19 protein-coding genes are annotated in these 20,249 nt (G+C 42.4%); 11 read left to right on the top strand and 8 right to left on the bottom strand.

Annotation, left to right across the window (positions count from 1 at the left end):
* Positions 1-74: 74 nt before the first annotated feature.
* Entirely contained in the window at positions 75-989 is a 915-nt protein-coding gene (locus tag V7L20_RS32145) for a TauD/TfdA dioxygenase family protein (RefSeq protein WP_334747967.1), read from the top strand.
* A gap of 10 nt (positions 990-999) precedes the next feature.
* Positions 1,000-1,128: a hypothetical protein gene (locus V7L20_RS32150; protein WP_334747968.1), complete on the top strand. Its 129-nt coding sequence runs from the start codon at positions 1,000-1,002 to the stop codon at positions 1,126-1,128.
* 46 nt (positions 1,129-1,174) lie between these two features.
* Here the strand turns inward: V7L20_RS32150 and V7L20_RS32155 are convergent, their stop codons facing one another.
* Both V7L20_RS32155 and V7L20_RS32160 read right to left on the bottom strand, forming a co-directional pair.
* Complete coding sequence (locus tag V7L20_RS32155; protein ID WP_334747969.1) at positions 1,175-1,744, bottom strand: DoxX family protein; 570 nt, start codon at positions 1,742-1,744, stop codon at positions 1,175-1,177.
* Positions 1,741-2,694 carry an SMP-30/gluconolactonase/LRE family protein gene (locus V7L20_RS32160; RefSeq protein ID WP_334747970.1) on the bottom strand — a complete coding sequence of 318 codons (954 nt, stop codon included), beginning with the start codon at positions 2,692-2,694 and terminating at the stop codon, positions 1,741-1,743. The genes V7L20_RS32155 and V7L20_RS32160 overlap by 4 nt, the downstream gene beginning before the upstream one ends.
* 482 nt (positions 2,695-3,176) lie before the next feature.
* Between V7L20_RS32160 and V7L20_RS32165 the strand changes: the two genes are divergently transcribed.
* Positions 3,177-4,751, top strand: coding sequence for a GMC family oxidoreductase (locus tag V7L20_RS32165; protein ID WP_334747971.1), 1,575 nt, complete (start codon positions 3,177-3,179; stop codon positions 4,749-4,751).
* A gap of 437 nt (positions 4,752-5,188) precedes the next feature.
* Complete coding sequence (locus V7L20_RS32170; protein ID WP_334747972.1) at positions 5,189-5,578, top strand: hypothetical protein; 390 nt, start codon at positions 5,189-5,191, stop codon at positions 5,576-5,578.
* 246 nt (positions 5,579-5,824) lie between these two features.
* Here the strand turns inward: V7L20_RS32170 and V7L20_RS32175 are convergent, their stop codons facing one another.
* Both V7L20_RS32175 and V7L20_RS32185 read right to left on the bottom strand, forming a co-directional pair.
* On the bottom strand, positions 5,825-6,784 hold the full coding sequence (locus tag V7L20_RS32175) for an NAD-dependent epimerase/dehydratase family protein (RefSeq protein ID WP_334747973.1): 960 nt from the start codon (positions 6,782-6,784) through the stop codon (positions 5,825-5,827).
* A gap of 447 nt (positions 6,785-7,231) precedes the next feature.
* Positions 7,232-8,083 carry a TetR family transcriptional regulator gene (locus V7L20_RS32185; RefSeq protein WP_442943674.1) on the bottom strand — a complete coding sequence of 284 codons (852 nt, stop codon included), beginning with the start codon at positions 8,081-8,083 and terminating at the stop codon, positions 7,232-7,234.
* 52 nt (positions 8,084-8,135) lie between these two features.
* On the opposite strand from V7L20_RS32185, the gene V7L20_RS32190 reads away from it, so the two are divergent.
* On the top strand, positions 8,136-9,146 hold the full coding sequence (locus tag V7L20_RS32190; protein WP_334747974.1) for a Rieske 2Fe-2S domain-containing protein: 1,011 nt from the start codon (positions 8,136-8,138) through the stop codon (positions 9,144-9,146).
* Positions 9,147-9,627: 481 nt separating this feature from the next.
* On the opposite strand, the gene V7L20_RS32195 is transcribed toward V7L20_RS32190, so the two are convergent.
* Complete coding sequence (locus V7L20_RS32195) at positions 9,628-9,825, bottom strand: hypothetical protein (protein ID WP_334747975.1); 198 nt, start codon at positions 9,823-9,825, stop codon at positions 9,628-9,630.
* A gap of 170 nt (positions 9,826-9,995) precedes the next feature.
* Complete coding sequence (locus V7L20_RS32200) at positions 9,996-10,298, bottom strand: antibiotic biosynthesis monooxygenase family protein (protein ID WP_334747976.1); 303 nt, start codon at positions 10,296-10,298, stop codon at positions 9,996-9,998.
* Between the two features lie 162 nt (positions 10,299-10,460).
* Here V7L20_RS32200 and V7L20_RS32205 point away from each other — a divergent pair, with 162 nt between their 5' ends.
* From V7L20_RS32205 to V7L20_RS32225, 5 genes are all read left to right on the top strand, one after another.
* Positions 10,461-11,798 carry a hemolysin family protein gene (locus V7L20_RS32205; RefSeq protein ID WP_334747977.1) on the top strand — a complete coding sequence of 446 codons (1,338 nt, stop codon included), beginning with the start codon at positions 10,461-10,463 and terminating at the stop codon, positions 11,796-11,798.
* A 199-nt stretch (positions 11,799-11,997) separates the two neighbouring features.
* The gene (locus V7L20_RS32210; protein ID WP_334747978.1) at positions 11,998-12,201 is read left to right on the top strand and encodes a chemotaxis protein CheB; all 204 of its coding nucleotides are present in this window, start codon (positions 11,998-12,000) and stop codon (positions 12,199-12,201) included.
* A 251-nt stretch (positions 12,202-12,452) separates the two neighbouring features.
* A complete protein-coding gene (locus V7L20_RS32215; protein WP_334747979.1) occupies positions 12,453-14,210 on the top strand; it encodes a Rieske (2Fe-2S) protein in 1,758 nt (585 codons plus the stop codon).
* Between the two features lie 192 nt (positions 14,211-14,402).
* Complete coding sequence (locus V7L20_RS32220) at positions 14,403-15,989, top strand: NCS2 family permease (RefSeq protein WP_334747980.1); 1,587 nt, start codon at positions 14,403-14,405, stop codon at positions 15,987-15,989.
* A gap of 185 nt (positions 15,990-16,174) precedes the next feature.
* Entirely contained in the window at positions 16,175-16,672 is a 498-nt protein-coding gene (locus V7L20_RS32225; protein WP_334747981.1) for a GNAT family N-acetyltransferase, read from the top strand.
* A 587-nt stretch (positions 16,673-17,259) separates the two neighbouring features.
* On the opposite strand, the gene V7L20_RS32230 is transcribed toward V7L20_RS32225, so the two are convergent.
* Complete coding sequence (locus tag V7L20_RS32230; protein WP_334747982.1) at positions 17,260-18,147, bottom strand: alpha/beta fold hydrolase; 888 nt, start codon at positions 18,145-18,147, stop codon at positions 17,260-17,262.
* Positions 18,148-18,154: 7 nt separating this feature from the next.
* A complete protein-coding gene (locus V7L20_RS32235; RefSeq protein WP_334747983.1) occupies positions 18,155-18,547 on the bottom strand; it encodes a hypothetical protein in 393 nt (130 codons plus the stop codon).
* A gap of 336 nt (positions 18,548-18,883) precedes the next feature.
* Between V7L20_RS32235 and V7L20_RS32240 the strand changes: the two genes are divergently transcribed.
* Positions 18,884-20,020, top strand: coding sequence for an AIR synthase related protein (locus V7L20_RS32240; protein ID WP_334747984.1), 1,137 nt, complete (start codon positions 18,884-18,886; stop codon positions 20,018-20,020).
* Positions 20,021-20,249: the final 229 nt, after the last annotated feature.

Consider the following 20,249-nt stretch of genomic DNA (forward strand, 5'->3'; position numbering starts at 1 on the left):
AAGTTTCTCTCAAACTCTTACTTTCTGGGCCTCTATGTCAAACAAATTAATTAACCCTTGGAGACACAAATATCATGACTTCCCAACACTTTGACATCAAACCAATCGCCGGACGTATCGGTGCGAAAATCATTGGTGTTGACTTGAGCAGTAACCTCAGCAATGAAATCATCAGCGATATCGGTAAAGCTTTAGTTAAACACAAAGTCATCTTCTTCCGAGAGCAGAACCTTGAGGCTCAAGGACAACTAGCTTTCGCCCGGCGCTTTGGGGAAGTTACCACAGCCCATCCCACCGTTCCCTCATTGGCAGAAAACCCAGAAGTTCTTGACCTGAATTACGGCAAAACTGTGAGCCGCGCTAATACCTGGCACACTGATGTCACATTTGTAGACCGTCCGCCCCTTGGTTCTATTTTGCGGGCGCTTGTCATCCCACCGTCGGGAGGTGACACCATTTGGGCAAACTCTGTGACTGCCTACGAAGATTTACCAACTCACCTTCGTAATATTGCTGACCAACTCTGGGCAATACACAGCAATGCCTACGATTATGCAGCAGCAGCAGTTGACTTACCACAAGAAGTCTTAGAGTATCGGGCTATTTTCACCTCAACTTTATACGAAACCCTACATCCTGTTGTCCGCATCCATCCTGAATCCGGTGAACGTGGGTTATTCATCGGTGGGTTCGTGCGCCGCCTGCGTGGTTTATCACAAAATGAATCTAATGAAATCTTGAAATTATTGCAAACTTACATCACACGTCCTGAGAACACAGTCCGGTGGCGTTGGAAAGTTGGCGATGTGGCTTTCTGGGATAATCGCGCTACTCAACATTATGCGATCGCTGACTATGGTAATCAACCTCGCCACGTCCAACGAGTTACACTTGTGGGTGATATTCCTGTTGGTATTGATGGTAAGCAGAGTCAGGCTATTAAGGGAGATTCTTCTGCATATAACCGACGTGAACCCGCTTTAGTTTAATGAAAAGTGGATGAAAAACTCCACGCCACTTGCTCTGTGGAGTTTTTGGGCATGGTATATGGGGCATGGGGAAGATCATACCGCCACTATGCCCCAAGCGACGGGAGAACAACCTCGTCTACCAACTCTTAGGAATTGAGTTTTCCGTCGCTTTCCCCTGCCTGTTTTGATAAAACATAATTGTTTCACCTTCCAAAAATCGCAGCATCTAGCGAATAAGCACCAGGTCCTAAAACTGCGATCGCAATCAGCATCACGCAGTACATCAAAGCTTTTTCCCAACTAGGCGGTTCGCCTTTTCCTAAAGGGCCTTTGTACTGATCTTCAGGAATTAAGTAAGGATCTTTAGCCACAAAAGGCTTACCTTGAATTAAATGTAAGAATATCGCAAACAACATAGAAGCCAAAATCGGCAAAGTTGCCAAAACTGTGAGAAGTCCCAGGATGAGGAAAAATCCACCACCCAACATCGTCCATGCAGATATAAAGCAAAGAAAGACAGGTGTTTTGAGAGACTCAGCCCACTGACGAAGATACAGTGCTTTTGGGTAACCGTGGATCAAAAACAAGCCACCTACACTCACTCTCAGAATTAAAAGTGCCAAACCTGAGAGTCCGCCAGGATAGGCATGAGAAAGAGAACTTAACAGATACGGCCCGAGGAATGGATAATTAACTGAAGCTAATCCAAAAGTAATTACCTTCGGTAGCACCCACACAGCGATCGCTACACCCACCACAAATTGATAAATCATAGCTGTACACCCCGAGTATTCAGGTTGATAACATATAAGGAATGACCAGCTGTAATAAATAAGCAAGAATCGCCTTCCTTACCACCGAAAGTCAGGTTAGTACTTATCTCCGGCACAAGAATTTTACCCAACTGAGTTCCGTCAGGAGCGTATATTTGTACACTGTCTTGAGAACTAGTAAAAACGTTGCCATGTTCATCAATCCGAAATCCATCAGGTTGTCCTGGCTCAATGACTACAAATACACGCCCATTTTTTACATAGTCATGTCTACGAGGGTCACTGAGTGCAGTCGAAGTGTGGGCTACGCCTACGCCCACAACCTCGTAGACGCGAATATGGTGAGGCCCCCCAGGAATATTAAATGCGGCTGTATCTGAAACATACAAAAGGCTTTCATCTGGACTAAAAGCCAACCCGTTAGGGCGCACCATATCCGTTACTACAGGATAAATCTCACCAGTTGCCGGATCGAAGCGATACACGTAACTTCCGGGTTGTTCCTGTTGGCCTCCGTAACCTTGGTTTGGCTCGGTGATTCCATAAGGCGGATCGGTAAACCAAATTGTACCGTCACTTTTTACTACCAAATCGTTGGGACTGTTGAGGCGTTTACCTTGGTAGCGATCGACTAAAATCTTCCATTCACCATCGTGTTCGTGTCGGATAATAGCACGCAGACCCGAAGAACACGCAACTAGACGACCCTCCAAGTCTCGGTAATTACCGCTTTGGTAATCAGATGGGTCTCGTAGAACAGTTACCTTATCAGTCGGACTCCAGCGCAATAGGCGGTTACCGTGAGCGTCACTCCACACAATGCTGTCATCTTCATGGAAATAAACAGGCCCCTCACTATGGACTGCACCATTGGCAACCTTTTGGAGTGAAGCTCCTGGGCGTACAATAGGACGCAGGCGATCATCATAAATCTCAATGGCTTCAGGCATAAAAGTCTCCTCTTATTTAACTTACCTACTGACGATAAATAGTCGGTTTAAATTAATATTAAATTTTTGTAATAAAAATAAATATGTACTTTAGAAGATGCAACTAATTAAGCGTATAAGTTGATAGCTATTTTTATCAGTTACTAAATGCAATCTTAAAGATAATGAGTATCAATTAATTTTTACTTTATTGATTTAAATTAACATTGAACCATAGATATAGATTGTGCTGAAAGGCTACTTATTATTGTTCAAAGTTAAAAATTTTTATCAAAATCAAATTAAAAAACTTGTAAATTGCTGTATCCTTAGTTCAAATAATATAAATAAAAAATGAAATTAAAATAAATCTTACCTGTCTTGAGGCAGAAATAAATATTAATCCATTAGGAAGAAGAAATACTGTAATTAAAGCTTTAACCTAAGCTTGCGGCACAAAACGAATCAAACCTTAATTAATATGAAATTACCAATTATGAATTATGACGAGTAGCACAGAACATTACGACATAATTATTATTGGTACAGGCGCTGGTGGAGGTACATTAGCTCACCGCCTTGCACCCACAGGTAAAAAAATTCTAGTGTTGGAGAGAGGTGGCTTTTTACCGAGAGAAAAAGCTAATTGGAATCCGCAGGAAGTCTATCAAAAACATCGCTATCATACAGATGAACAATGGTATGACAAAGAAGGCATAGCCTTTAAGCCTCAGACAGGTTACTGGGTTGGTGGTAATACTAAACTCTACGGTGCAGCCTTAATGCGCTTACGGGAGCGAGATTTTGAAGAAGTAGTTCACAAGGGAGGAATTTCTCCAGAATGGCCTTTGAAGTATCGAGACTTTGAGCCGTACTACACTCAAGCAGAAAAGCTGTATGAAGTGCATGGTAACGAAGGAGAAGACCCAACAGAACCACCTCGCAGCGAACCATATCCCTATCCACCAGTGAGTCATGAGCCAGATATGCAGTCCCTTGCTGATGGTATCCGTGAACTGGGTTACTATCCATTTCATTTACCACTAGGATTAAAGCTTAATGAAAGCGATCGCGCAAATAGCCCCTGCATTCGCTGCGATACTTTTGATGGATACCCCTGTCTGGTACAAGCAAAAGCCGATGCTGATGTCAACGCCATTCGTCCGGCTCGTGAAAAGTATGTCAATGTAACTCTCTTAACTAATACTAAAGTCTTGCGGTTGCATACCAGTGAGTCGGGGCGAGAGATTACAAGGGTAGAAACTGAAATTGGAGGAGAGCAACATTGGTTCACAAGCGATATTGTGGTTGTTGCCTGTGGTTCTGTCAACTCAGCTGCCTTACTGTTACGGTCTGCTAATGACAAACATCCTAATGGATTAGCAAATAGTTCTGATCAGGTGGGGCGGAATTTCATGAAACAACTGGAAACAGCCATAGTTTCCATACACCTAGAGATAAATCACGCCAACTTTCAAAAAACGATCGCTGTCAATGATTTTTACTGGGGAGAACCAGATTTTCCTTATCCGATGGGCATGGTGCAGAATACAGGCAATGTATTAGCCGATATGATTCCCGCAGAAGCCCCACCACTTATGGCTCCATTTATCAAGCTAATTCCTCATTTTGAGCGACATTTGCTGGCTGAGAGGTCAGTTGGCTGGTGGTTGCAGACAGAAGATTTACCAGACCCAAATAATCGAATTCGTATAGCAGGCGACAAGATTCACATTGACTATACACTGAACAATATCGAAGCAAGCGATCGCTTAATTCACCGATGGACATCTGTATTAAAGTCAATCCCTGGTTCCGCTAAACACGTTCTACCATTTAGCATTTATCCTCGCACTCACATACCAGAACAAGCAGTAGCCCATCAATGCGGTAGCTGTCGATTTGGCGCAGATCCTAAAACCTCAGTCCTTGACCTTAATTGCCGTACCCATGATGTTGATAATCTCTACCTGGTAGATAGTAGTTTCTTTCCGTCAAATTCGGGCGTTAACCCGACATTAACGATTATGGCAAATGCTTTGCGCGTAGGCGATCTGCTTGCGGCAACACTTCGTTAACCATAGCTGAACGATTGAAATGAACAGGTCATTGGTCAACCCTTCCCTACGGGACGCACTCGCGTTCGGGGAAGTCACGCATTCAATAATTTACCAAACCCATACTTTGGCTACGCAGTTCGACTGCGGTTCCATCGAGCAAAGCTGAGATACTCACCGTAAACTCATAGGACTTACGCATCGTACATAAGTACTATACGCAATTTGGGTATTTCAACCATGTTTAGCACCCAGCGATGTCTACGACGAGCTACGCCTACGCAAATATACGAGTAAATCAGGGTTATGCGAAGCGCCTGAAACGACCAAATATCGTAATACACACTATGGTTAATTGGTACAGTGCGTAAGTCCTAACTCAGTAACCATAAATAAATTTACTTGCTCTGTACCTTTTTCTTTCTGGTCAAGAATAAATAGCAAAAAGGAGAAACATTATGACAAAGGATGAACGGCAAATTACACCCCAACAGCAATCACAGATTCAACAGAACGAGTCAGAACAGACAGATTCTCATCCCTTGGCTACGGGTCTAGGTGCTGTGGGAGGTGGTGTTGCAGGAGCTGCACTAGGCCGCTCAATTGGTGGTAAGGTGGGTGCTGCAATTGGTGGGATTGCAGGGGCAATTACTGGTGGCGTTGCAGGCAATCAACTGGCAGGATACGCTGAGGAATTCATTGAAGAACTTCAGCCAACAGTTGGGTTGGGATTAGGAGCAGATCATAAACCAATTGAATTACCCCGTCATTACAGTTGGGAAGAATTACAAACACTATCAAAACCCCAAGGTGGAGAAATTCAAGCTAGTAAGCTAATCAGCCTTTAAATTGTATATTTACTTGTGTACCCCTCTGGGGAAGCAAGCTAGCAAGAGCGTCTCCTTCAGGAGAGGATTGTCATTAGTCACTTGTACTGAGCGTAGCCGAAGTATTTGTCACTTCGCCTAATAACCGACGATAATTCCCATCGGGAGCTAAACGCAAAATTTTTAACAAATCCAAATTTTTCATAACCGTAATGGCTTTGCAAAAAACCACTGCGGTTATGAGAGAAAGAGGGGGGATGAAGAAAATTAAGAGGATAGGGAATACAAAGATTTCACCCACTCCCATTCCTGTATCAAACCTTCTCTCAAGGAAACTTGCGGCTGATATCCGAGAATTTTCTTAGCTTTAGATACATCAGCAGCCGTGTGGCGGGCGTCTCCCATCGCTTTTTCTATGTGGTTTCTTTTAATTGATTTCCCAACAATTTCTTCAATCGTATCCAAGACTTCTGCTAAAATCACCCTACTACCGCCACCGATATTAAAGATTTCTCCCACTGCTTGAGGTGCGGAGGCGGCGGCTAAATTGGCGGCAATGACATCACTAACAAACGTAAACTCCCGCGTTTGCTGTCCATCGCCGTAAATAGAAATTGCCTCATCCTGCAAAATCGATTTAAAGAACTTATGAAATGCCATATCTGGGCGCTGTTTGGGGCCATATACTGTAAAGTAGCGCAATGTCACACAGGGTACGCCAAAGTTTTTGTGATATAACTCACATAAAAACTCTGCCGCTAGTTTCGTAATGCCGTAAGGAGAAACTGGTTGAGGACAAATTCCCTCATGGGTAGGTAATGTTTCTGCATCACCATATATACTAGATGAAGAGGCAAATACTAACCTTTTCAGATGTTTAGCATCCTTAGCTGCTTCTAGCAAAACTTGTGTAGCGTTAATATTTCGTTCTGTATAACCTCGAAAAGCTTTACCCCAACTTGCTCTAACACCTGCTTGCGCCGCTTGATGGTAGACTATATCAACATCTTTTAGGAGTTTCTGCCAATCTAAAAACTGAATATCTCCTTCAATTAGTGTAAAGTTAGGTGACTGATGTAAGTGTGCAATATTCTTACGCTTTAACATTGGATCGTAGTAATCATTGAATTCATCAATCCCGATCACTTCTTCTCCTTGTTGCAGCAATGTTTCTACAAAATGAGAGCCAATAAAGCCAGCAGCTCCAGTAACAATAATTTTAGCCATTTTGCCTATTTTTGGATATTTTCATTATTTTCTATATTCACAGATTAATAATTGTAATCAATAATCGTCATTACATGAAGATGATTTTTTACTCAATTATTTAAATGGTTAAAAACATATCATAAATACTTAAATATTGTACTTATATGGGAAAATTTTCCATATATTAAGACTAATATTTGGTTTCTCAAAAAGCTCGGTACAACTCGAAAAGCCTAATTCCCTATTCCCTATATCTTCTCCTGGCAAAGACGCTACACGAACGATGGAATTTTGTACTGGGCAATTAGGAGCAAAGCGAAATTTTTGGGTTTGGCAGACCACTTGCTTTATTATTCTTCAATTGATATTTTTTGCTGCGAAAAACTGTTCCTGCGATAGCGTACCCGCCTGCCGCAGGCGATCGCAACACCACGGATAAACCAAGGTGAAAGCTCTGGTTAGACGCTATAGTACTCCTGACCTTGGAGCATCTTTATGCTGTCTACCCTTCAGCTTTACAAGGGTGCGATTCGGGGCAGACTCCACAAACTGTTTTCCACAATCCTTGCAGCGATAGCACTGCTTGCCCCGACGATGCCCGTTTTTGGATAACTGTTGCGATTGGCAATGAGGGCATATCATTACTTTCATTACATAGCGGAACTGATTGTCCTCTATATATGGCTCTAAATATGACACCATCAAATCCTCAATTTGCTGCATCAAGCGTTGGCGGTGATGTTGATCGCGACTGCGAAGTGCCGCCAATATAACTGCATTGCTACCATGCACACACACTTCTGCAAGCAGGTTACACTCTTCATCGGGGAGGGCAGGATTTCGCTGCTGCAAAATATTTGCCATGAAATTGATCGCCTCCTGAGTCATGCTCTCATCGATGGTCTGGAATATCTCCCGTGCCAAATAAAATTGCACAAACACGACTTGTGATACAGGGTGTTCAAACATTTTTGCGATCGCCGTTACCAAAGCATGAATCATCTGACGCAGTGGTAACTGAACGATTCCAGATGCTATTACCTGGGCATATAATGAGTTCACCCGCTCTGCATGGCGTAACTCCATCGCCTTAAAAATAGCGCCTTTATCAGGAAAGAATTGATAAACAGAGCCGATCGCTGTCCCTGCTTTGGCTGCAATCAGATGAGTGGTGGCAGCTTCATAGCCCACTTCATCAAATATAGCCGCCGCCGCATCCAAAATTTTTTCGACGCGTTCTTTGCCACGCTGTTGTTTGGGTTGGCGACGTAGGTTGCTGAGTAACAAAATACTTGACGAACATGAATGTTCTGTCATATTTTAAAAACACGACGGATTTCTCACAATTTTATCTCTAAAGGAGAACACCATGCGAACTGACAAGTCAGTGCGATCGCTGCTTCCTGGTGCGCCCTGGTTGTTAGCACACAAGTCAATGCTAACTGTGAATCAGCCTCGAAAAATTTCCTTATACGGTGTTGATTATGTGATCTGGAAAGATGCTGCCGGATCAATCCAAGCACTGCCTAATGCCTGCCCCCACATGGGAGCTATGCTATCAGAAGGCTGGTGTGAAGTCCAACATGATGGCACCAGTACAGTCATTTGTCCGTTTCATGCTTTGCCATTTGATGCAGTAGGCTGCACCGTTTTACCTGGTTCAGGCAAGAAAACCCTGCCTCAATTGCAGCCTTTAGAACTCATAATTCAAGGAGACTTCATCTGGTCTTATGGGGGATATGAAGCGAAGATTCCCATTCCTACAGTGCTGAATGATATTGCAAATCGGTATTCTTTTATTGGGTATACTGCCGATCGCAGCGTTGAAACTGATTTGTTGACTATGCTGCTAAATATGCATGATTACAATCATCAAAACGGCACTCATCGGGACTTGTTTCGGATTATTGATATTGAGTTTCATCAGTTTATTGATGATGGGCATCATTCTCAAGCTTTTTATGATATGCCCACCGCGCCCTACAGTCTGGCAGAAAAGCTGAGAAAGCCAGATTTATTCTTACTGCCTACCACGATTAAGGCGCATCTGGAAAATCATTTTCCCTCTCTAGTGATTTTTCACGGTGAGATGCCCTTGGGTAAAGCTGCACAGTGTCATATCTTTGTCCCAGAAGCCGAGAATCGCACCCGGACTTATATTTTGTTGTTCGGTCAAGCCAAACATCCGGCTTTTCAGGTGTTCGGCAATACCTATCTCAAGTTTGGTAAGGTTGTCGTGGACCAGGATGCCGATATTCTGGGCAAAATTTATCCAGACACTCCACAGAAAATTAAACTCAACAATGAAGTAGGAATGGATTGGGTACGACGTAATTTTGAGAGCTTTCCAAATGTGGTAGAACCCAATTTATCCCGATAAACTTACAGACGATGATACTACTGCGATCGCTTAAAAGCATCTATGCACCAAATTGTTGGTGCATAGATGCTTTCAGAATCAAATTTACTTTTGCTATCTCCACACAAGCTTGTACTCCTTTTCGACAGATAGCAAATAACCTGGCTTAAATTTCTGTCCAAGAGTTCCGCTCCCTATTAGAGAAGCGGCAAACTCCCCCAATCACTCGTCTACATCGACAAAATTATTGCAATGTGATCTCATACCATTTCTTTGTGAGGCTGCGCCAAATTTTCTTTCTTTGTGTCCTTTGCGTCTTTGCGGTTCGTTCCTTATATAATTTAGTACATCATTATACAGAATTAGTATCAGGTGTGTGTTTGGATTACTTACTTGAGCACAGAACAGTATTAGAAGTCAAAGATTACTTGCCAAGTTTAGTAATGATTAATGTTTGCCAGCATCGCTCTAAGCGAAGCTATGCCGTAGGCTTTACGCTGCGCTAACGACAGGAGAACCGCCTTTCCTGCCCTACGGGACGCTGCGCGAACAAAACGCCACGCGAACGCGCAGCATCTAATAGAGAAGACTGCGACCCTCTCACCGCTTTGCGTCTACGTTTATTTGGATAATTTATTTCTTGGAAGTCCCTCAACAATTCCTTGGCTGCATTGATAGAATTATCATTTTGAGACATCATTGCTGAATTCCCGATCATCTAGTTCTACCTTGAAATTTAACGTAGTTTGGGGGTTTAAGTCCCCTACTTCTATCAAGCAGCACATTTTGTGACGGGGATTTAGATCCCGACAAAAAACGTAATTCACAATTACGTTTGCGTAGCGGGGCGTAGAAAGAGTGCGAATTATTTTAATACTCTGCCTCAATTAGATAAAGGGCAGGGTTAGCTTCAACTGGTAATTGTTGTTCAAAAATCTCATTTTGGGAAATGCGGAGAGAAAACGCTGCTTGCCAAGCTGATTGACTAGACCATTTTGCAATGTTAATAAATTGAAATCGCTCAGTTGGATCAAGACTGCGATGTAACTTTGTTTCGATAAACCCTGGTTCATTTTTCATCAATTCAGCAGTCTGATTCCATTTCCGAAGGAACTCATCTTCCAAACCTTGGGGAACAGAGAAGACATTGATCAGTACCACAGGTGAATCCATAAAGTAAAGGCTTTTCTTTAAACTCTGTCGAGATAGACAATAGCATGTAACAACAGATATTGGATGTACCTATAGTAGGATTATATCTACACCCCACACCCTTCAGAACGAAGTGCAGATAATAGCGGTAGTAATTAGGATCTAACGCTACAATAGGTAGTCATGAACAGTCCATTGACTTGGCTTACTGCGGGCAAATTGCTATCGGTGATTTTCTTGGTGCTAGCCAACGGGTTTTTTGTGGCGGCTGAATTTGCCTTAGTTGCGCTTCGCCGTAGTCGTGTCGAACAGTTGGTTCTCCAAGCTCATCCCCGTGCAAAAGCTTTACAACGGGCAGTAAATAACTTGGATGCTTATCTAGCAGCGACCCAACTTGGAGTGACCATATCCTCTTTGGGCTTAGGTTGGCTTGGAGAACCAGCGATTGCCGTACTCGTCGAACCCGCTTTCCACTGGCTACCAAAATCTTTATCGCAAACTAGCGCCCATACCTTATCAGTGGTGATTGCCTTTACAATCATCACATCTCTCCACATCGTTTTGGGAGAATTGGCTCCCAAGAGTTTAGCGCTCCAGCGCACAGAAAGAACGGCCTTCGCGGTTATAAATCTTTTAGAACTATACTTAGTGATATTTCGTCCTGCTGTCCAAGCTTTGAATAGTTTAGGAAATTTCGTTCTTAAGCTTATAGGCTTGGAACCAGGAAGTAGCGAAGAATTGCTTCATTCGACTGAAGAATTGAAACTTTTAGTGGCAGCTAGCCATGAAGCGGGTCTATTGGGAGAAGCCGAACAAGACGTAGTAGAGCGAGTGTTTAATATTGGTAACAGGCAAGTCAGTGCATTTATGACACCACGCACAGAGATGGTTTGGCTTGACATTGATGAACCGTTATCAGAAATCCGCAGCCAAGTTGTTGGAAGTATTCATTCTTTCTTCCCAGTTGCTCAACAGAGCATTGATAACTTATTAGGTATCGTGCAAACCAAAGAATTTTTAGCCCAAAATCCAACTCAAGCCATTGAACTGCAAGCTTTATTAAAGCCACTTTTATATGTGCCAGAAAGCATGAAGGCTTTAAACCTTTTGGAGTTATTTAAAAAATCTGGGACTCACCTTGCTTTAATCGTAGATGAATATGGCGTGACACAGGGCTTGGTGACAATCACTGACATTGTGGAAGCGATAGTAGGTGATATCCCAACCAGTGAAGAGCTAGCTGATCCCGATGTGGTGCAACGTGAAGATGGGTCTTGGTTGTTAGATGGACTGTTACCAATTGATGAGTTGAAAGAAATTTTAGACATTACAAACTTGTTACCAGGGGCAGGAGTCAATTATCAAACTTTAGGGGGATTTGTCGTCAACCAGCTTGGGCATATTCCATTGGTCGCTGAACATTTTGAGTGGGCGGGACTACGCTTTGAAATAGTTAGTATGGATGGAAATAGAGTAGATAAAGTGTTGGTTGTGCCAATGCACACAGAAAAAGACCAGTGAGACACGAATATCTTGGTCTTTGCATTTGGAATCTATAGTAAAAACAAAAATATTAATCTATGTGAGTTATAGTTTTATTGTAATAAATATTACTGTTTATTGCAAACGCTTTTATACTGTTGGTATTACGTGCTTGCAATTCGCAAGACATCAGCATTGATAATTCGATTCATCGTTCTTGCCTTAAAGCAATCTTGGAATGGGACAAGATGGGGCCCAGGGACTTAGCCTTTTGCGATCGCAGGGATGGCATACAATTCCTCACGATGAAGAAAGTTCTCTTGTATATGGAATGCCCAAAGCAGCAGTTGAAATTTTGCCTCCTGAAGCGATCGCTGCTAATTTAATTCAGCAAATAATGTTCATAAATCTGGCATACCTAAGAGCGATACTCGTAAATTAAATCGATAAATCTCTGATTCTTCCGTATTCTCCTGTTTTTATCTATTGGTGTATGACGTGTTTTTTTTTACATCTAGAATATGCTAGCAGTTGAATATCTCCGCTCTTTTCAGGTGCTTTAGGCAAAGGAGTTGTGGCAGACACCGTTACTGATTCTAAAGTTAACAAAAATTAGAATGCAGAAATGCCCAAAGCTGAAAAACTTTGCCAGAGTAAAAATAAGGATTTTGACATTTACCTATGTGCAATTAAATGACTGAAATATTTGAAACGAAAACAGACCATTATATCCGTGTTGCTCAACTTGCAGAAGTTCAGACAGCAGGCAGTTTGTTAGTTTACAAAGAAAAACATACCATTGCTTTATTTTACTCAAACAATACAGTTTATGCAATTGATAACCGTTGTCCTCACATGGGCTTTCCCTTACAAGGAAGCACTTGCAAAGATGGTATTGTTACTTGTCCTTGGCATTATGCCCGCTTTGACCTTGCTAGTGGTGGAACATTTGATTCGTGGGCTGATGATGTTCCTTGTTTTCCAGTAGAAATCCGTGATGGTGAAGTTTGGGTAAATTTAGCACCACCAGTTAACCCTTATGCTCACCACCGCCAACGTCTGCAAGACGGTTTAGAGCAGAATATTTCTTTAGTCATTGCCAAATCAACACTGGCACTATTAGATATAGGGGTGGATACGGTAGAACCATTTCTCATGGGGCTAGAATTTGGCACTCGTTATAACAAAGCAGGTTGGAGTACAGGTTTGACTATCCATACCTGCATGATGAATCTACTACCTTATCTAGATGAAGATGACAAACCCCGTGCGTTATTCCACGGACTTTCAGCAGTAGCTAATGATAGTGCAGGTGCCCCACCAGAGTTTGTCATTCAGCCATTGCCTAACTCTAAAGTAGATTTTGCGACTCTCAAAAACTGGTTTCGCCAATTTATTCAGGTACGGGATGCTGAAGCAGCACAAAGATGTTTAGTATCTGCTATTCGTTCAGGAGCTAATTCAAAGCAAATAGCAGATATGCTGTTCTGTGCTGCCACGGATCGTCGCTATCTTGATATTGGGCATACGCTTGATTTTATCAATAAAGCATTAGAAGCACTTGATGCTATAGCTTGGCAAGCAGCAGAATCAATTCTGCCTAGCCTAGTTTCGGGTTTAGCCAATGCTTCCCGGATGGAAGAATCCAATTCTTGGCGCTACCCTGTAGATTTGGTAGCAATATTAGAGTCGGCTTTTGAGCAATTACCGACTGTATTAAGTGTGGGAAAATCTCGACAAGGAAGTTGGTCACAAACAGATGAACTAGTACCCATTTTATTGGGTGAAGACCCACAAGCGATCGCAGACTCGCTGTTGAATGCACTCCAAGCAGGTTGTACTGAAGAACAATTAGCTGGTGTAGTTACTTATACAGCAGCATTAAGAGTAGCTCGTTTCCACACTAATAATGACTTTGGAGATTGGAATTCAGCCCATCATCCATTTACGTTTGCAAATGCCGTACATCAAGCTTTACGAAGAGTACCAACAGTCGAACTACTAAGAGGTGTGTTTGATGCAGCGATGAGTGTGTATTTAAATCGTTTTTTGAATGTCCCACCAGCACGCCTGCCAGAACCCAAAGAAATCGTACAAAATCCGGAACAATTACTCCAGCAGCTACCGGATTTATTAAACCGTCAGCAACAAGTAAACCAGACAGGGCAATTAGTGGCGAATTATTTATATCATGGTGGTAATCCGGAAAAACTCATGGCAATGCTGGGGAAAATGATGCTCAGAGAAAACCGTGATTTTCATGTTATTCAAGAAATAGAAGCTGCTTTTCGTCAGTATTCACTATTAGGTGACACTCCTGCTAAGATTCATCTATTAGTTGCTGCTGCTCGGTACTTAGCAGCTCATTCTCCTACTATGCGATCAATTGAACAAACCTATCAAATTGCTTATCGGTTACATAAAGGCGATCGCCTATTCGAGGAATCTTGACAAGCTTTCGGATACTGTTGGCGAATGTAATTGTATTTATACAAGAAAGCACAATCTTAACCGTAATTAACTACCTACACCTTACAACAGCAATGATATCGGGGGTGAAAGCTTATCACCTATAATACCATTGCTGGTATTCTAAAAGCGGCAAGACTATTGCCAAACAACTGGCAAAGCAAAAGTAAGACAATGGAAATCGCTACAACCAGAGTACCTCGTTGGTTCGTTCGCAGAGACATTGATGGTTTATTTGGGCTGGCACTTGATAATTTTATTCAAATTTTATTGATTGTCAATTTGTGCCAAGGAGTACTAGGCTTTCCTGCCTCGTTAGTTTATGAGCGAATTTTGCCAGGAGTTGCAATCAGTTTGATTGTTGGTAACTTCTATTACGCAAGGCTAGCTAAAGAGCAAGGCAAACGTGAGCAGAGAGATGATATTACTGCTTTGCCTTATGGGATTAACACCGTCAGCCTTTTTGCCCATATTTTTCTGGTGATGCTGCCTATAAAATTGGCGGCAATTTCTAGTGGTCTATCTAGTGAACAAGCTGCTGAATTAGCTTGGCAAGCAGGATTGGTCGCTTGTTTTGGTTCCGGTTTAATAGAATTTGTCGGGGCTTGGGGAGGAGAGCCACTCCGTCGTCTCGCCCCTCGTGCAGCATTACTTTCCACTTTGAGCGGTATTGCAATTACTTTTATTGCTATTGGTTTTCTATTTCGTACATACGCCAATCCCGTAGTCGGTTTAGTGCCTCTTGGTGTAATTCTGCTAACTTATTTTGGGCAAGTGCGATTTGCCATACCTGGCGGCTTGTTGGCTGTTCTGTTAGGAATTGCTCTTGCTTGGGGGACAGGTTTGGTCAGTTGGGATCATGCCAAGTTTATCGCTACGCTGGAACCAATCAGGCTTTATTTCCCTTCTTTGTGGTTAGGAAAATTGTGGAGCAGTCGTTCAGTCTTGGTTGAATATTTCAGCATCATTCTACCAATGGGGTTATTTAATCTTGTTGGCAGTCTCCAGAATTTAGAAAGTGCCTCAGCTGCGGGTGATACTTATCCTGTGGCTCCTTGTCTGAGGGTAAATGGTATTGGTACATTGGTTGCTGCTATTAGTGGTTCCTGTTTCCCGACTACTATTTATATTGGCCATCCTGGCTGGAAAGCTATGGGAGCAAGAGTCGGTTACTCTATACTCAATGGCATAGTTATGGGCTTGCTTTGCCTAAGTGGAACCGTGGCAATGCTGGCTTACTTTGTGCCGATTGAAGCTGGAATGGCGATTGTACTGTGGATTGGGATTGTGATTGTCGCTCAAAGCTTTACAGCCACCCCATCACACCATGCACCTGCGGTGGTTGTTGGTATATTACCCGGCATTGCTGGTTGGGGTGCGCTAATTGCTAAAAATGCACTTCGAGCAGCAGGCTTGGGCACGCCAGAAAAACCTTTAACACCAACCTTGATTGAGCAGTTTAAGTTGAGCGATACATATATTGATGGGGCTTTTGCTCTTGAGCAAGGGTTTATTTTTTCCGCCATGATTTTAGCTGGTATCACAGTTTACATTATTGAGCGCAAGTTTCGCCAAGCTGCCTATTGGTCTATAGTCGCTGCGGTCATTTCCTGGGTTGGGTTGATGCACAGTTATCGTTGGACTGTTGCAGATACAGTTGTTAATTTCGGCTGGGGAACTGGCACGCCTTGGGCTATTGGCTATATAATGCTTGCAATTCTCTTTTTCTATGTCGATTGGCAAGAAAGATATAAGGGTTGATGTCATCGCTCTTTAGTCCTTAACCGCCAAGAATACAAATCATATTCATGTTTACTTTGCTGGAGAACATACTAATTCATTTTATGAATGGCAAGGTTTTAATGGAAGGAGCGGCAATTCTGTTACTATAAACAGAAAAGAAAATTCTTTGGCTTTGAGTGTTTTCTCGTTTATCTTAACCAGGTATGTGTCTCAATGATGTCGTGATTGACCGTGCTAGCCTCAGCGATGTTAGTGGAATTCTCAAGTTAGCGCAAGCCAATGATGCAGAACATGGTGGTATGTTGTTAGGTCGTCTTCAGCCAGAAGCAGTGATGATGACTATTTCTCAAATGCCTTGCGTTGTGGCCCGCAAAGATGGTCAAGTTGTAGGATTCTTACTCAGTTGGTTAAAGACAAGTGCTAATTTACCAATAGTAAAGGTGATGTTACAAGCCTACGTTGGTACAAAAGATGCTTATTTATATGGCCCCATCTGTGTTGATGAAACTATGCGTGGGCAAGGTATTGCTGCGATAATGTTCGCTAAATTGAAAAATTTTTTACCAGAGCGGGAAGGAATACTTTTTATCAAAGCAAATAACAAAGCATCACTTCAAGCACATCAAAAGATGGGTATGTGCAAGATGGCAGAGTTCATCTATGAAGGCACTGAATTTTTGGTATTTGCGTATAATGGCTAACTACTTGATCGGTTACTGACTCCCAAGGAATTATACTTATACCTAAAATTTGCATCATATTTTGTAGGAATTATTCAACTGTTACTAGAAATCACAATCCTAACTTCGTGCGATCAGGTTGGAATGCTCTTAGGACTTACGCAAAAAACCTCTCAACCCCTCATACTCCCTATCCTCTGTATACTCTGTGGTACCCTTCGGGAAGCCACTTCGTGTCTACGTTTTTCCGTTACCTGTGCGTAAGTCCTGGCTTTTAATAAAAGAGATATAGCATTTATTGATAGACAAATTATCTTATCCGAACCGTATTGACGGTGTACACACAAGTATCTTGACCTGCACCCTTGTTGCATCGAACTACACCTTTGTTGCATCGAACTACGCTTTTATTGTATTGACCTGCACCCTTGTTGAATCGAACTACACTTTTATTGTATTGACCTGCACCTTTGTTGCATCAAACTGCACTTTTATTGCATTGACCTGCACCTTAGTTGCATCGACTTTTTTTGAATTATGTATACATGTAATAAAAATTACATAGAGTGATTGAGGTAAGGTTTTATCTTATGTTTCATTACGCCTACCTACTTATTCAGAAATCGCAAAATATGTTGAAATGTTATTTGCGGCTGTTCAATTTGAGGAGCATGTCCGCAATTATTAAGCTTTATTAGTTGAGAATTCGCAATAGATTTATGAAATTTATCTGCATCTTCAAGTGGAAGCATATCATCAGCTTCTCCCCATAAAATCAGTGTTGGTTTGTCAACTTGCGTAATTCTATTTGCCAAGTTGCTATAACCTCCAGTTTTGACATAAGAAATCATAGCATCATGCCAACCAGGCATTTCTTGATGTAACATGGCGCACTGAATAGCCAAAAGTACCTTGGTATCTAAATTAGGTAAGTGACTACATAAATTTAATGCCAAAATATGACGTTGACGTAGGTATTCTACAGCCAAAAAGTCAAAAGGAGGAAACAAGTATTTGCTAAAGGCGGGAGCGCAAGTGTAACCTAAACTATTAATTAATATTAGTGATTTTACAACTTGAGGGTAAGTGAGAGTAAAATCAATTGCAGTTGCACCTCCCATTGATGCACCTACTAGTATTATCGGTCTGTTGATTAAAGTTTTCCAAAAATCGTAAAGGTGAATTTGGATCGTAGTTGGACTATAATTTATTTCTTTTTGCCTTTGTGTAAAGCCAAAACCTAACAAATCTACTGCCCATGTTTCATTTTGAGTAGCAAGTAATGGCAATAGAAGACGGAACTCTAGGATGGAACTGTCGAAGCCATGTAGTAGCAGAATTGGTGTGACTCCAACACCTTTGTGGATGTAGGTTGTGAGGATTTGGTGTTGGCTAAGGGAGGTTGTAAGAGCAATTCTCTCAATACTTTGTCCGAAAGCGATCGCTTTTGGATCTATTAGTTGATTAACTTTTGATAGCAGAAAATTAGGAAGCATTAAGCATTTATTCCAAACTAATTTTCCACAACCCGTCTAGGGGATTAGATTGTTGCAATTGACTATCACTGCCGCCGAGCCAACTATTGTCATACACCAAGCCAACACTGAATATACTATTTATAGGATATTGCCCTAGCTTTCCAAAACCTTCAATATTGTTTGAGTCAGTGATTACCTGCTGGTTCAACTGTATGGTTGTTTGGTTGCCGTCGTCAAAGTAAATTGTGGCTCGTTTGTTGTGAAAGCGCACCTGAACTTTGTAGACCCCACCAGTTGCATAATAGTAAGCTCTAGCAGGCAGCTTTTGACCATCAATATTTTGACCTTTAAACTCAACTGCTATAGCAGGCGTGCCTAGCAGTAACAGGACTGGCAGGACTAACCCTAAAACTTTCATTAGTAGTAACAAGCACTTTCAATCAAACTACCTTCTACTTTAAAGCATAAAACTGTAGCTTGTTTCTACGAAGTGGTTGCTTAGAGCGAATCCGCGATTGCAACAGCGTAAAGCCTTCTCTACAAGAAACAACGCCTTCGGCATAGCAATGCTATGAGCGAGTATTCGAGCGTCACATCTGAATAATCAGCGTTTTTGCACCCCACCTGATAAGTACATTGAGGGTGGGGACTTTTGCGATACTGTTAAAATTAGGAGTTATGAGTTTTGCTAACTTTTAACTCCTGCACAGACGTGATTAATCGCGTCTCTACTCCTCACTTTTAACGCAACCTAATGCCTCAAGCTCTCGATCAAGTCGATTATGATACTCTCGATGCCGCAAAACAACGCTTCATCGATGCCGCAAAACGCACGCTTGGCTTTGCAAGCGCCTATGGCATCGTGCCCGCATCGGGTCTTGGAGCAAGTGCTAACGCTTTCAGCTTCAATCTCGCTCCGTTTATAGAGGCGGGGTCTAGAGAACTTTCGATGACACTTGTCCCCGAAGGACTGGGCACAGCAGACGATACCCGACCTGACGACCTTTCTGAAGAAGAGCTTCAACGATTTTGGTGGAATATCGGTATCAAAATCATCTCGTGTCTTACGAACGATGCCGCAACATCAGGTATGCAGACTATACTTCTCGGTTTATATCTGCCGTCGAGTACTCCTGAAACGATCTTCACACCTGCGTTCCTTGATGGGTTTCTGGATGGAGTAGTTGAGGGGTGCAAACGAGTAGGGTGTGTGTACCTCTCAGGAGAAACTCCTCAATTAAAAACTAAGATGATTCCAGGTCGGCTCGATATCGCAGGCTCGGTTTTTGGGGTCATGCCGGCTGGTGTTGCTCCCATTGATAGCTCGCGTCTGGATGTCGGAAATACCATTGTTCTTGTTGAAAGTTCGGGGCCCCATGAGAACGGCTTTACCCCACTGCGAAAGCTTGCCCAGTCGCTCCCTGATGGCTACAGAACAAAACTGCCAAGTGGGCAGGAGTTTTGGGAAGCGATAAATGCAGCTTCGTATCTTTACACGCCGCTTGTGCAGGCGGTGCTTGACGATGGGATTCGTCCCACCGCAATGGAGAACATCACTGGTCATGGATGGCAAAAGCTGATGCGGTCGGTGAAGCCGCTTCGGTATGTCATCGAAACAATGCTTCCAGTGCCGGAGATATTTACCTTTGTTGAGAGTCATCTTGAAGGCGGGGCGGCGACGATGCTTTCTGTATTCAATTACGGTGCAGGATTTGCATTCTATACTGAGTCAAAGCAAGATGCAGAGAGGATTGTCATCCTTGCAAGAGAACATAAGCTTACATCTGTGATTGCCGGCAGGGTTGAAGCGTCTCTTACCCGCGAGGTAGTGGTAGAACCACTTGGTATCACCTTGAAGGGAGATTCTTTTGGAATTGCGCGAGGGGTATAGTTGTTCAAGCGCGATCGCTAGTTTTCTTGAACCTATTGTAGACTGACTTATGCGCTCGCTTAAGTCATTACTAGTTATCTACAATAGTGTAATTACTGGAAAAAATGATATTTTTTATACGAGATATATAGTTGGCTCGCAGGTTTATTAAATAAAATTACTCTTTTAAGTCTTGAAATATCAATCATTTCACACAACTTCTATAAGTGTATTTATATAAAGTTATATG

The organism is Nostoc sp. (assembly GCF_036916735.1).
In the GTDB taxonomy this organism is placed as follows: domain Bacteria; phylum Cyanobacteriota; class Cyanobacteriia; order Cyanobacteriales; family Nostocaceae; genus Nostoc.

Bases quoted from the DNA above. Each gene is read 5' to 3' on its own strand.
- V7L20_RS32210 (WP_334747978.1), top strand. From the start codon at position 11,998: ATGGGACAAGATGGGGCCCAGGGACTTAGCCTTTTGCGATCGCAGGGA.
- V7L20_RS32235 (WP_334747983.1), bottom strand. From the start codon at position 18,547: ATGAAAGTTTTAGGGTTAGTCCTGCCAGTCCTGTTACTGCTAGGCACG.
- V7L20_RS32150 (WP_334747968.1), top strand. From the start codon at position 1,000: ATGAAAAACTCCACGCCACTTGCTCTGTGGAGTTTTTGGGCATGGTAT.
- V7L20_RS32225 (WP_334747981.1), top strand. From the start codon at position 16,175: ATGTGTCTCAATGATGTCGTGATTGACCGTGCTAGCCTCAGCGATGTT.
- V7L20_RS32155 (WP_334747969.1), bottom strand. From the start codon at position 1,744: ATGATTTATCAATTTGTGGTGGGTGTAGCGATCGCTGTGTGGGTGCTA.
- V7L20_RS32220 (WP_334747980.1), top strand. From the start codon at position 14,403: ATGGAAATCGCTACAACCAGAGTACCTCGTTGGTTCGTTCGCAGAGAC.
- V7L20_RS32170 (WP_334747972.1), top strand. From the start codon at position 5,189: ATGACAAAGGATGAACGGCAAATTACACCCCAACAGCAATCACAGATT.
- V7L20_RS32195 (WP_334747975.1), bottom strand. From the start codon at position 9,825: ATGATGTCTCAAAATGATAATTCTATCAATGCAGCCAAGGAATTGTTG.
- V7L20_RS32145 (WP_334747967.1), top strand. From the start codon at position 75: ATGACTTCCCAACACTTTGACATCAAACCAATCGCCGGACGTATCGGT.
- V7L20_RS32230 (WP_334747982.1), bottom strand. From the start codon at position 18,147: ATGCTTCCTAATTTTCTGCTATCAAAAGTTAATCAACTAATAGATCCA.
- V7L20_RS32200 (WP_334747976.1), bottom strand. From the start codon at position 10,298: ATGGATTCACCTGTGGTACTGATCAATGTCTTCTCTGTTCCCCAAGGT.
- V7L20_RS32190 (WP_334747974.1), top strand. From the start codon at position 8,136: ATGCGAACTGACAAGTCAGTGCGATCGCTGCTTCCTGGTGCGCCCTGG.
- V7L20_RS32205 (WP_334747977.1), top strand. From the start codon at position 10,461: ATGAACAGTCCATTGACTTGGCTTACTGCGGGCAAATTGCTATCGGTG.
- V7L20_RS32185 (WP_442943674.1), bottom strand. From the start codon at position 8,083: ATGACAGAACATTCATGTTCGTCAAGTATTTTGTTACTCAGCAACCTA.
- V7L20_RS32240 (WP_334747984.1), top strand. From the start codon at position 18,884: ATGCCTCAAGCTCTCGATCAAGTCGATTATGATACTCTCGATGCCGCA.
- V7L20_RS32160 (WP_334747970.1), bottom strand. From the start codon at position 2,694: ATGCCTGAAGCCATTGAGATTTATGATGATCGCCTGCGTCCTATTGTA.
- V7L20_RS32175 (WP_334747973.1), bottom strand. From the start codon at position 6,784: ATGGCTAAAATTATTGTTACTGGAGCTGCTGGCTTTATTGGCTCTCAT.
- V7L20_RS32165 (WP_334747971.1), top strand. From the start codon at position 3,177: ATGACGAGTAGCACAGAACATTACGACATAATTATTATTGGTACAGGC.
- V7L20_RS32215 (WP_334747979.1), top strand. From the start codon at position 12,453: ATGACTGAAATATTTGAAACGAAAACAGACCATTATATCCGTGTTGCT.